Origin of the sequence: Halochromatium roseum (assembly GCF_016653315.1) — a bacterium.
Classification (GTDB): domain Bacteria; phylum Pseudomonadota; class Gammaproteobacteria; order Chromatiales; family Chromatiaceae; genus Lamprobacter; species Lamprobacter roseus.
On sequence record NZ_NHSH01000029.1, the window covers coordinates 1 to 11743 of the forward strand.

At 62.4% G+C, this 11743-nt stretch carries 11 protein-coding genes; 9 read left to right on the forward strand and 2 right to left on the reverse strand.

Going from position 1 to position 11743, the window contains the following annotated elements; genetic code table 11:
• Window positions 1-208: 208 nt before the first annotated feature.
• Together CCR96_RS02770 and CCR96_RS02775 are read right to left on the reverse strand one after the other, a co-directional pair.
• The gene (locus CCR96_RS02770; RefSeq protein WP_338035795.1) at window positions 209-460 is read right to left on the reverse strand and encodes a DUF433 domain-containing protein; all 252 of its coding nucleotides are present in this window, start codon (window positions 458-460) and stop codon (window positions 209-211) included.
• A 175-nt stretch (window positions 461-635) separates the two neighbouring features.
• Window positions 636-1466 carry a site-specific integrase gene (locus CCR96_RS02775; RefSeq protein WP_201216914.1) on the reverse strand — a complete coding sequence of 277 codons (831 nt, stop codon included), beginning with the start codon at window positions 1464-1466 and terminating at the stop codon, window positions 636-638.
• Window positions 1467-1711: 245 nt separating this feature from the next.
• On the opposite strand from CCR96_RS02775, the gene CCR96_RS02780 reads away from it, so the two are divergent.
• The 9 genes from CCR96_RS02780 to CCR96_RS02825 all read left to right on the forward strand — a co-directional run bounded on the left by CCR96_RS02780 (window position 1712) and on the right by CCR96_RS02825 (window position 11551).
• Window positions 1712-5392, forward strand: a complete 3681-nt coding sequence (locus CCR96_RS02780) for a helicase-related protein (RefSeq protein ID WP_201216917.1) — start codon at window positions 1712-1714, stop codon at window positions 5390-5392.
• Window positions 5389-5691: a hypothetical protein gene (locus CCR96_RS02785; RefSeq protein WP_201216920.1), complete on the forward strand. Its 303-nt coding sequence runs from the start codon at window positions 5389-5391 to the stop codon at window positions 5689-5691. The genes CCR96_RS02780 and CCR96_RS02785 overlap by 4 nt, the downstream gene beginning before the upstream one ends.
• Entirely contained in the window at window positions 5688-6188 is a 501-nt protein-coding gene (locus CCR96_RS02790; protein WP_201216923.1) for a PIN domain-containing protein, read from the forward strand. Before CCR96_RS02785 ends, CCR96_RS02790 begins: the two co-directional genes overlap by 4 nt.
• Window positions 6189-6212: 24 nt before the next feature.
• Window positions 6213-7226, forward strand: a complete 1014-nt coding sequence (locus tag CCR96_RS25715) for a DUF1156 domain-containing protein (RefSeq protein ID WP_242518390.1) — start codon at window positions 6213-6215, stop codon at window positions 7224-7226.
• Window positions 7227-7228: 2 nt separating this feature from the next.
• The gene (locus tag CCR96_RS02805; protein ID WP_201216926.1) at window positions 7229-7459 is read left to right on the forward strand and encodes a hypothetical protein; all 231 of its coding nucleotides are present in this window, start codon (window positions 7229-7231) and stop codon (window positions 7457-7459) included.
• A gap of 55 nt (window positions 7460-7514) precedes the next feature.
• Entirely contained in the window at window positions 7515-8708 is a 1194-nt protein-coding gene (locus CCR96_RS02810; protein WP_201216929.1) for an AAA family ATPase, read from the forward strand.
• An 8-nt stretch (window positions 8709-8716) separates the two neighbouring features.
• Entirely contained in the window at window positions 8717-9265 is a 549-nt protein-coding gene (locus tag CCR96_RS02815) for a DUF4276 family protein (protein WP_338035796.1), read from the forward strand.
• Window positions 9262-11013, forward strand: a complete 1752-nt coding sequence (locus CCR96_RS02820; RefSeq protein WP_201216934.1) for a hypothetical protein — start codon at window positions 9262-9264, stop codon at window positions 11011-11013. Before CCR96_RS02815 ends, CCR96_RS02820 begins: the two co-directional genes overlap by 4 nt.
• A gap of 127 nt (window positions 11014-11140) precedes the next feature.
• On the forward strand, window positions 11141-11551 hold the full coding sequence (locus tag CCR96_RS02825; RefSeq protein ID WP_207191841.1) for a hypothetical protein: 411 nt from the start codon (window positions 11141-11143) through the stop codon (window positions 11549-11551).
• Window positions 11552-11743: the final 192 nt, after the last annotated feature.

Genomic DNA, 11743 nt, shown 5'->3' on the forward strand with positions numbered 1-11743 from the left:
TGCCAAAGGCATCAAGGTCAGTACACGAGAAATGGCGACACTGAACATCCGGCGACGACGGCTCTGCCCCAACCTGAACTACACAATCAGGCCAAACAAATCGGGAAGTAGTTAATGGACACTTACTCAGTGGCTTCGCGGACGTCATGGCCTTGCTCGCGCAGCCAGTGCGCGAGCCGCCGCCCCGCGCAACGGTCGACGAGAAACCTCATCCCGAGAACGCGATGCGATCGATCCGCTCATGGGCGATCATGCTGTGCGCATAGGCGAGGCAGGCGTTGATGTCGGCCTGCTCGAGGTCTGGATAGTCATCCAGAATCGCCTCCGAGGATTCGCCTTGAGCGAGCAGGCTCAAGATCAACTCGACGGAGATGCGCAGGTCGCGGATGATGGGCTTTCCGCCGAACACCTCTGGACGGACGGTAATCCGTCCTAACAGCTCGTTTTGGCTCATGGTCATCATTGTTCGATCGTCATTCGAGGGCGCTAAGGTTAACCGATGGCTCGCTGTGGGCTGAAAAGGCGCTGGTCGGACGGAGTAGGGCGCTGATCAAGGGGCCATAACCCCGCATGCGCTTGGAGAAAACACAGCCTCGTTGCTCTGCGGTTTCCCGCTGCTCAGCAGGGATGTTGCGTTAGCTGATCGCCTTAATCGACGCCAAGTGCGCTTCCCATGCCTGCAATGCGGCGCGCTTTTCGTTGATGTAGCTGTGCCGATCATAGTGGACAGATTGCACGCCACTCAGGCCATGACTGAGCAGTTGCGCGCGCGTCTCACGACTGATCCCCATGCTGGCGAGCATGGTCTCGATGGTACGCCTGATATCGCGGAGGTTAAACGGCTCGGTCTTCATGGCAGCAGTGATCTCGACAAGCCGCTTGCCGGGCGTGGTTTCCGCCATCGTCGCGCCACCTGTCGACACCCAGAGCGAAAGACTTGGCGGTCGCGGTCGGTCGGATGCGCTGGACCCCGCTTGTTCAACCTTCTGCTGTGCGCGTTCGATCAACCGAGCCACCAAGGCCGCGCCTTTTGGTGCGAGCGGGATCAGGTGTTCTCGCGGCTCGCGACGTTTGCCCTTGGTGTCCCAGAGTCGCAGCGTCTGGGTATCCTCATTGTAGTCAGCCACCCGCGTTCTGAGCAGCTGCGACATGCGCTGTCCACCCGCAAGTACGGCAAGTCGCAAGGCGAGATCAGGCAGTTCATCGCTCAGCGCGGTGAGATAGTTACGAAGTTCGGCCGCACTCAGGGTGCGATGGCCGGCGCGAACCGGAATCGTCGGAATGGCATCGACCGGGTTCATCTCCACCGCAAAGGTGGCCATCGTCGCATTGGCTGCGCTGTCGTACGGCGCGCGAATCGCCATCGCATAGGCGGCGCGAAGGTAGCTAAGGAGCACCCCAGCCGTGCGCTCTTTGCCCGCTTCCCGAACCCTACGGATAATGGTCGCCATGTCGCGCGGCGTCATGTCGCGCGCCGGTGCTCGGGTCAGGCAGTCCGGGCGCGCATCCGTTGCGCTACGTCAATTCCCCACGCCGCCCCCTGTCCTAGCATCAACCCCATCGATCGCAGACGACGCGCATGGCGGGAATATCGCCGCGTCGACGCACGGAGAACGGGATGAGAGGCTTACACCTCGCGACAGGTCGCTTTGACGCGGACAAACTCGCCCGACCACCGCAAGGCGTTGCCGCCGCTAGCGACCACTGACCCATGCTCAAGCTCGAAGACCTGAAGAAGGACACCCAGGTCCGCGGCATCCTGCCCGAGGAGATCGTGCGCATCGTCACCGTCGAGCCCGTCGGCGATAGCGCGCTCACCGTCTACTACAAAGACAGCCAGGGCAAGCTCGGCGAGCAGCTGCTGTTTCGCAGCGACGAGGCGCGCCTGGAACTGGCGCAGGCTGGTCGTCACTGGGCCTTCGATGCCGATGGCGTGGGCTTCAAGCTCGGGCTCGAGGCCTATCGCATCAGTCAGGCGGCGCTGTTCGACCCGACGATGGCGGTGCATACCTCCAACGTCGAGCCGCTGCCGCACCAGATCGCCGCCGTCTACGAGACCATGCTGCCGAAGCAGCCGCTGCGCTTCGTCCTGGCCGATGATCCCGGCGCGGGCAAGACGGTGATGGCGGGGCTCTTGATCCGCGAGCTGCTGATGCGCGCCGATGCCCGGCGCATCCTCATCGTCTCCCCCGGTGGACTCACCGAGCAGTGGCAGGACGAGCTGCTGGAGAAGTTCGGTCTCCGCTTCGAACTCTTCAGCCGTGAAAAGCAGGAGCAGAGCGCCGCCGGCAACGTCTTCGAGGAGCAAGACCAGCTCATCGCCCGGCTCGATCAGCTCGCCCGCAACGACGACTACCGCGAGAAGCTCGCCACCACCGCCTGGGACCTCATCATCGTCGACGAGGCGCACAAGCTCTCCGCCACCTACTTCGGCAACAAGGTCAACGAGACCAAGCGCTTCAAGCTCGGCAAGCTGTTAAGCGGCATCGCCCGGCACTACCTGCTGATGACCGCCACGCCGCACAACGGCAAGGAAGAGGACTTCCAGATCTGGCTCTCGCTCTTGGACGGCGACCGCTTCTACGGCAAGTTCCGCGAGGGCGCGCACAAGGTCGATGTCGCCGACATGATGCGCCGCATGGTCAAGGAAGAGCTGCTCAAGTTCGACGGCACCCCGCTGTTCCCGGAACGCCGCGCCTACACCGCCAACTACGACCTCTCACCGCTGGAGGCCGCGCTCTACGAGCAGGTCACCACCTACGTGCGCGAGGAGATGAACCGCGCCGATCAGCTCACTGGCAACAAGCGCAACACCGTCGGCTTCGCACTGACCCAACTGCAGCGCCGCCTCGCCTCCAGCCCCGAAGCTATCTACCAATCCCTCAAGCGCCGCCGCAAGCGCCTGGAGGCCCGGCTAGGCGAGGAAACGCTTGGACTAAACGCGATGGGAGAGAAAAGAGTGCAGAGCAGTCAGGAACGAGTCCACCCCTCGCCGACACCCCACTCACTCCTCGACCCCTCCCTCTCACTCCTCACTCCTCTCAACTCACTCCTCGCCCCCTCCCCCCACTCACTCCTCACTCCTCTCAACTCACTCCTCGACCTCCCCGACGACCTCGAAGACGAACTCAGCGCCAAGGACTACGAGGCCTACGCCGAGCAGGTCGTCGATCAGGCCACCGCCGCCGAGACCATCCCCGAGCTGGAGGCCGAGATCCTGAGCCTGAAGGACCTCGAGCAGCAGGCCCATCGCCTGGTTGAATCCGGCAACGACAAGAAGTGGGAGCAGCTCTCCAGCCTGCTCCAAGACCAGCCGGAGATGTTCACCGCCAGCGGTCACCGCCGCAAGCTGATCATCTTCACCGAGCACAAGGACACCCTGAACTACCTGCGCGCCCGCATCCAAGGGCTACTCGGCCAGCCCGAGGCGGTGCGCATCATCTACGGCGGCACCCACCGCGACGACCGGCGCAAGATCCAAGAGGAGTTCCGCAACCTGCCCGAGGTGGTGGTGCTCATTGCGACGGATGCCGCCGGCGAAGGCGTCAACCTGCAGAACGCCAACCTGATGGTCAACTACGACCTGCCCTGGAACCCCAACCGGCTCGAACAGCGCTTCGGGCGCATCCACCGCATCGGCCAGACCGAGGTCTGCCACCTGTGGAACATCGTCGCCAACGAGACCCGCGAGGGCGAGGTGTTTCAGAAGCTGTTCGACAAGATCGAGACCGAGCGCGCCGCCCTCGGCGGCAAGGTCTTCGACGTGCTCGGCGAGGCCTTCGACAACGTCTCGCTCAAGGACCTGCTGGTTCAGGCCATTCGCTACGGCGAAGACCCGGAGGTCAAGGCGCGCATGGATCAGGTGATCGAGGGCGCGCTTGATGCCGAGCACCTCAAGGACATCCTGCGTCGCAACGCCCTGGTCGAGCAGCACATGGGCCTGGAGGCCCTGTATGCGGTCAAGGAGGAGATGGAGAAGGCCGAGGCGCGCAAGCTGCAGCCGTACTTCATCCGCGCCTTCTTCAGCGAAGCCTTCCGCACCCTCGGTGGCGAGCTGCGCCCGCGCGAGGCCGGCCGCTTTGAGGTCAAGCACGTCCCGGCGGTGATCCGCGAGCGCGACCGGGTGATCGGCGAGACCCGCACCCCGGTGCTCAAGCGCTACGAGCGCATCTGCTTCGAGAAACAGCAGGTACGCCCGTCCGGCAAGCCGCTGGCGGACCTGATCCACCCGGCGCATCCGCTGATGCACGCCACCACCGACCTGATCTTGCAGGCCAACCGGCCCAAGCTCAAGCAGGGCGCGGTACTGGTCGACCCGACCGACGACAGCCTCGAGCCCAAGGTCCTGTTCATGCTCGATCACAGCGTGCGCGAGCGTACCGCCGACGCTCAGGGCCAACAGCGCCTGGTCTCACGCCGGCTGCAGTTCGTGCAGATCGACGCGCAGGGCACCGCCATCAACGCCGGCTGGGCACCGCACCTGGACCTGGTGCCGATCAGCGAGGACGACGCCGCGCTGACCCAGGACCTGCTGCAGGCCCCCTGGCTCACCGCCAACCTGGAGGCGCTGGCCCTGGCGCATGCGTCCCAACACCTGGTGCCAGCGCACACCGCTGAGGTCAAGGCGCGCCGCGAGCGTCAGGCGGACAAGACCCTCGCCGCCGTGCAGCAACGCCTGGTGAAGGAGATCAACTACTGGTCCGACCGCTACCTGAAGCTCAGCGACGATGTTAAAGCCGGCAAGCAGCCGAGGATGCAACCAGAGAACGCCAAGCGCACCGCCGAGGAGCTGACCGCCCGGCTCGAACAGCGCACCGCCGAGCTGAAGGCGATGAAGGCGGTCGCCTCCAGCACCCCGGTGGTGCTGGGCGGCGCACTGGTCATCCCGCAAGGCTTGCTCGCCGCGCGCAAGGGCGAGACGACCTTCACCGCCGATGCCCAGGCCCGCGCCCATATCGAGCGGATGGCGATGCAGGCGGTGACCGCCGCCGAGATCGCGCTCGGGCATCAGGTCAAGGATGTGAGTGCGGAGCAGTGCGGCTGGGACCTCACCGCCCGTCCGCCACCGAACCCCGATGGCTCACTGCCACCGGACAGGCACATCGAGGTCAAGGGGCGCGCCAAGGGGCAACCGACCATCACCGTCAGCCGCAACGAGATCCTCTATGGGCTGAACCAGGCCGAGCAGTTCCTGCTGGCGATCGTGATCGTCGACGGCGACGACCATGAAGGGCCGTTCTATCTGCGCAACCCGTTCAGCAGCGAGCCGGACTTTGGGGTGGCGAGTGTCAACTACAGTTTGGATGAGCTGCTCGCTCGAGCTGTCTCACCTGAACACAGACGATCAGGACCAGCGGCAAGATCCGAACCCCTATGCGAGCTAGCCCCATGAGCCAAGAAGCCAAAGCCATCACCATCGACATGAAGGCAGCCGTGCGTGCTGCGCGGCAATTCGCACTCGATCTTTTCGAGTCCGAGACGCTACCCAACCTGGCACTCGAGGAGATCGAGTTCGATGAATCGAGCCATCGATGGCAAGTCACCCTCGGCTTTGACTCACCACACAAGATCAAGCGCAAGACCAACGGCCCCAGTCTGTTCCCGACCATCGAGGAAGAGATTCAGCGAGAATACAAGCAGTTCAACATCGACGCGGAGGACGGGCATCTGGTGTCGATGACGATGCGATGAGATTGAGCCGGCATCATTACGCCTCACCCACGAAAGGGCTCCTGATCGACGCCAATCTGCTGACGGTGATGATCATTGGCGCGCTTGGCGTCGGTGAGGTCGAACGCTTCAAGCGGACCCGGGAGTACATCGATGATGATGTCTTGGGGCTCGATTTGCTGATTCAGCAGTTCGGCTGGGTCGGCACCACGCCACATATCATGACCGAGACCTCGAATCTGCTCGATTGGCTGGATGACGCACGGCGCGCCAACGCGCTTGGCTACCTGGCACGCTTCGCACAGTCGGCACCGGAGATCGGCCTGTCCTCGACCGCGGTCGTCGAATCCCCCGTCTACTACCGGTTGGGGATCACCGATGCAGCGCTCTGCTTGGCCATCGAACGGCAGCCGCTCGTGTTGTTGACCCGAGACCTGGCGCTGTATCAATACGCCTCGCAACTCCGGCTGGAAGTGATCAATTTCAATCACGTTCGCCAGCAATGGCTGTTCGACTGACCGGCTCTCCGCCAGGGCTACCGCATGACCGTTGCCATCAAATCCCCCAAGAAGCTCATCGAGGTCGCCCTACCACTGGACGACATCAACGCCGCGGCGGCGCGCGAGAAGTCGATCCGACACGGGCACCCGAGCACCCTGCACCTGTGGTGGGCACGGCGACCGCTGGCGGCGGCGCGGGCGGTGATCTTCGCGCAGATGGTCAACGACCCCGGCTACCAGCAGGGCGAGGGCTTCAAGTACGGCGTCAACAAGCAAGAGGCCGAGATCAAGCGCGAGCAGCTATTCGCGATCATCCGCGACCTGGTCAAGTGGGAGAACACCCACAACGAAGAGGTGCTCGAGCGCGCCCGCGCGGCCATCCGCGAGAGCTGGCGCGAGACCTGCCACCTGAACCGCGACCATCCGCAGGCCGCCGAGCTGTTCAATCCGGACAAGCTCCCCGCCTTCCATGATCCCTTCGCCGGTGGCGGTGCGCTGCCGCTGGAGGCGCAACGGCTGGGGCAGGAAGAGAGGAGTGAGTTGAGAGGAGTGAGGAGTGAGTGTGATGCATTATCGGGAGGCGATTGTTTGGCAGAAGGCGATGTTGGCGGCAAGGGAAGTGTATCGTCTGGTGCCGAGGTTGCCGAGGGAGGAGACCTACGGCATGCGTTCGCAGATCACACGGGCGGTGGTGTCGATTCCGGCGAACGTTGCCGAGGGTTGGACGCGGGAGTCGGACCGAGAAAAGATGCAGTTTTTGGCGATTGCTCAGGGATCACTCGCCGAGACGGAGACGCTGCTGACACTTTGCGAGCAGATCGGTTGGTTCCCGGAGCAAGAAACCCGGATTCTCAGGGGCCTACTGGACGAAACCAGCCGAATCCTGACAACACTACGCCGCAAACACCGCCAGTAAAACTCACTCCTCACTCCTCTCAACTCTTTTCTTCCTCCCTGGCCCGCGCCTACAACGAGCTGATCGCCTCCTGGAGTGCCATCGTCGCCGCCTCGCACGAGGTTGGGCATCGTGGCGAGCAGATTGGGTTGGAGCTATAACCATGCATGCAGAGAAGATGGTGTTACATACCGATGCCGAGGGACGCCTCATCGAGCATCCCCGTTTGCTGCCCAATGCCAGATTAGAAGCGATCTATCTGATCGAGATGTCCGAGCCTGCCACTGAGCAGGCGGAGACTCCTCCCTCAACGGCTGAGGTCGCCCGTCGACTCCAGCTCTCCGAGGGCGAACTGCTTTCGCAGTGGGCACACGAACGACTGGGTGACCGATGAGCCTCAAACCCTGGCGCGAGACCGGCTTGCGCGGCCAGCAAATCAGATCGGAGTGATGATGAAAATCGAGTCGATCCGGCTCAAAAACTTCAAGAATTTCCGCGATGCACGCATCGACAATCTTCCACGTTTTTGCGTGATTGTCGGGGCAAACGGCTCCGGGAAGTCGACACTGTTCGATGTCTTTGGCTTTATCAAGGATTGTCTGACATTCAATGTTCGCCAGGCGTTACAAGCGCGTGGTGGTTTTCAGGAGGTCATGAGTCGTAATGTCAATCTTGATGAATCGATCGAGATCGAGCTGTGTTTTCGGATGGAGATTGCAGGGGTAGAGCGCCTGGTGACCTACTTACTCCGGATCGGACTCAATGATCGCAAGCCAGTGGTCAGACGCGAGATTCTAAGGTATAAGCGCGGACGCTATGGCTCGCCGTTCCATTTCATTGATTTTGCCAATGGTGTGGGCTCCGCGGTGACGAACGAGGAGGATTTCGACAAACAGGATGATACGCTGGAACGTGAAGCGCAGTCCGTTGCTCCCGATGCACTTGCCATCAAGGGGCTTGGCCAGTTTGCGCGCTTCAAGGCGGCGAATGCCTTGCGCCAATTACTCGAAAATTGGCATGTCTCCGATTTCCATATCAATCTTGCCAGAGGCAGTAAAGACGCGATTGGTGAATCGAATCATCTGTCAGTGACAGGCGACAACCTGCAGCTCGTCGCGCGCAATCTCTTTGAGAACGACCCGGATCGCTTTGCCAAGATCGTGGCGGCCATGCAGCATCGCGTGCCCGGTATCAGCGATGTCGAGCCGGTTTTGACGCAAGATGGTCGCTTGATACTGCGTTTTCAGGATCAGCAATTTACCGACCCCTTTATCGACCGCTATGTGAGCGATGGGACGATCAAGCTGTTCGCCTATCTGGTCTTGCTGTATGACCCCGATCCACATCCGCTGCTTTGTGTGGAGGAGCCGGAAAACCAGCTCTACCCGACCTTGCTCTGGGAGCTTGCCGAGGAATTTCGCGCCTATGCTGAGCAGGGTGGACAGGTCTTGGTCTCGACCCATTCGCCTGATTTTCTCAACGCGATACAACTCGATGAAGTCTACTGGCTGGTCAGGGAGCAGGGATCGACCAAGATCCTGCGTGCACGCGATGATGCGCAGATTTCCGCCTTCATCGCCGAAGGGGATCAGATGGGCTACCTCTGGAAGGAGGGATTCTTTCGGGGTACTGGACCGCAATGACACATTTGGTGTTCTTTCTTGTAGAGCCGTCGGCGAAAGAACTGTTGCAGGGGGTCTTGCCCAAGGTTCTGCCAGCGCAATGCACGACACAATTCGTGGTCTTTGAAGGCAAGCAGGATCTGGAAAAGCGACTGCCCATTCGCTTACGGGCTTGGCGACATCCCGAGAGTCAGTTCATCGTGATGCGCGACCAGGACTCCGGCGACTGCAAGGCGATCAAGTCGAGCCTGGTCGCGATATGCCGCGCGGCGGGGCAGCCCAGTACTCTGGTGCGGATTGCCTGTCGCGAGCTCGAGAGCTTTTATCTCGGCGATCTGGCAGCGGTGGGTCGCGCCATTGGTCCGCGGAACCTGGTCAAGCAGGATCGTAGGGCGAGGTATCGCGACCCGGATCGCCTGCCCAATGCGGCTCAGGAACTGAAGCGCATTGCACCCACCTACCAGAAGGTCGCCGGATCGCGCGCGATTGGTCGCGAGCTGAACCCGTCGACCAATCGGTCCCATAGCTTCAACATCCTGATGAGCGGGATTCAACACCTTGCCGGATCTGACCGATGAGCCTCAAACCCTGGCGCGAGATCGCCCGCCCGCACAAGGACGTCCTGCACGGTACCTTCAAACAGGCCGAGTTCGCCGCTGACATCTCCCAGGTCGCCAACGGCAGCGCGCCGCCCGAATATCAGGACGCCGAGGCCTTCTTCGCCCGCACCTACATCACCGAGGGCATGCGCCTGCTGCTGATCTCGGTCGCCCAGCGCCTGGCCGGCCAAGGCGGCGACCCGGTGATCCAGCTGCAGACCGCCTTCGGTGGCGGCAAGACCCACACCATGCTCGGGGTCTACGAGGACGTGCTCAAGCGCCTGCGCGACCGGCTGCATTATCTCTATGCGGATCAGGACCGCTTCTGGCTCGACACCAAGCCCAATCTCCGCCGCGAGATGGAGAGCCGGATGCAGCGCATCAGCGACAAGGATGAGCTGCTGCCGCTCCTGCGCGACAAGGTGCGCGCGGTGTTCGGCTCCAAGCACGGCTTTGCCGGCATCCATGTCTTCACCCCCTCGATCGACATCCCGGACGACTTCGGCCGAGGGCCGCGGTTGGTGGTGCTGCCACCCAAGGCCGGGTATAGCCGCGCCGATGGCCAGCTTGCGCAAGCCGCCGCGCTTGAGGTCCTGACCCAGCGCGGCGATCAACCCCGGCAGAAGCGTAACCGGCTGCTGTTCCTGGCCCCGGACTTCGACGCCGTGAACCGGCTCAACGAGGCCGGCCGCGCCCTGATCGCCTGGCAAGGCATCCTGGCCGACATCGACGAGGGCAAGCTCAACCTGGACCTCTATCAGGCCAAACTCGCCAAGAAGAACGCCGACGAGGCCGAGAAGACCCTCAAGCAGCTGGTACGCGAGACCTACAAATGGCTGCTCTGCCCGGTCGAGGAGTTCATCAAGGGTCGTCCGCAGCTGAGCTGGGACGCGGTGAACCTGCCGACCAGCGCGCCCAACCTGATCGCCGAGATCGAGAAGCGCTTAAAGGAAGAAGACTGGCTGGTCACCGAATGGAGCCCGATCCACCTCAAGCGGCTGCTGGACAGCTGGTACTTCAAGGACGGCGTCACCGAGGTCAGCGCACTCAAGGTCTACCAGGACTGCTGCCATTACCTCTACCTGCCACGGCTGATCAACGCCGATGTCTTCAAGGACGCGATTGCCAAGGGCGTCGCCACTGAGGACTTCTTCGGCTTCGCGGCCGGCAAGGAGGGGGAGCGCTATCTCGGCTTCATGTTCGGCCAGAAGGGGCTGGTGGAGCTGGATCAGACCGGGGATGCCCTGCTGATTCAGCGCGAGGCGGCGGTCGCGTACCGGGACCAGCTGGAGCGCAACAAAGGCACGGACTCTGATGGCGGCCACGATGGCACGGAGGGCGGAACCGGCGGCAGTGGGGGTACTGGGATCGGAGGATCAGGCGGTTCGAGCGGCACCGATGGCTCCGGCGGCACGGGTGGCGGCGGTGCGGGTGGAACCGGTGGCACCGGAACAGGCGGTGGGGGTGAAGGGACCAACCCCGGAGGTGCCGTAAAGACCCAGTTCTACAGCACCATCGAACTCGATCCGGTGAAGGCGAAGCTGGACTTCGCGCAGATCGTCGATGAGGTGGTGGAGCAGTTCACCGCGCGCGTGGGCGTCAAGGTGAGTATCTCGGTCGAGATCCAGGCCAACAGCGCAGCCGGCTTCGATGAGAGCCTGCAGCGCACGATCAAGGAGAACTGCAGTGTGTTGAAGTTTGGGTCGGCGGAGTTTGAGGAGGAGTAGCGTTGTCACTCCAAAGGGGTGCAGCTTGATGCTGTGGAAAGAGCGGGGCCAATTTAGCGATCGGCCGGCTTCTGCCTAACTGTTCAGTCCCATCCAGCGGCTTGTCCAGAGTACGCGTTCGATCCCCATGACGACCCTGTTCTCGATCATCGAATCTCCCAGTCATCCCCGGCTCGACGCGCTCTACCAGCGCTTGGGGATCACCCAGATCAAGCTCCCATCCCAGCGCAAGGCCCTGCAGGCGCTCAAGCGCAGCGCGCCGGACTGGGTGGTGGCGGAATTCTTCTACGGTTTCGGCAACAACTACGCTGGTGCCAATGTCTGCAACCTTGATGTGTTCCTCGCCAGCCTGAGTAAGCAGGCACCTGACGCACGGGTCATCGTCCTGGTCAGCAAAGAGCAGGCGCAGTACGTCCCGCTGCTCGCCGAGCGGTTTCCGCTCTATGCTGTGCTAACTCTGCCAGTCATCGAGGCCGAGGTCGACGCGATTCTGCGCGACGATGCGATGTCCCTGAGTGAGGCCGCTTCTCAGGTCTGACGCCACTGCAAGAGAGCCCTGTGAGCTGTTATGACCCCAAGCTATCAGCACAATCGCATGTCCTTGCGCCTGATCATCGTCTTGCTGATGGGCCTCTGCACCGCCTGCGAGCCGGTGAATCGCGCATCGACGGGGCCGACACCCGACATCGATGTCATCGAGCTCAGCATCGGCCAGGCGCACGAGGCCTTG